Here is a 488-nt window from a genome sequence, read left to right on the forward strand (position 1 = left end):
TTTCCATATGCTTAGAGGAGTTATATCAACTCGCTACACAATACACGTTAATGAACCATGGTGTATTACATTTGCATTTATTAATGGCCATGCAACACGGATTAATCTGGAACAATACCATTAAGTTGTTTAAAAGGGGTTTTCCCCTATGATTATATGCACTTAACCGCTGCTCTTCTCATCCAGGAGAAATTTTAGCTGAAGCCTTAGAACATTTAGACATCAGTAAAACTGAAACAAGCCCCTCTTCTACAAATATCATGCCAACACTTGCATGGTATTCTTAAAAGACAACGCCCTGTTATAGAAACAACCGCAAGCGCGTATTTGCAAATTGTTGGGCAATGAATCACCCTTATGGCTAGGTATGCAAACAGCCTATAACGCTTGGTACGCTGACCATGAAATAGATGTCCGTGAAATTCCAGCATTACACGTTTCATAGTTTAAGTTCCAATACATCAGTCTTGTAGGAATGAAGTTGGTGA

Annotated in this window: 1 pseudogene; it reads left to right on the forward strand. The window is 38.7% G+C overall.

What is annotated here, in order from left to right:
- A pseudogene (locus ACFIK8_RS10750) lies at positions 1-124 on the forward strand (plasmid maintenance system killer); the annotation flags it as partial.
- Between the last annotated feature and the right edge of the window lie 364 nt (positions 125-488).

The organism is Bartonella sp. MR168JLCBS (assembly GCF_042194175.1).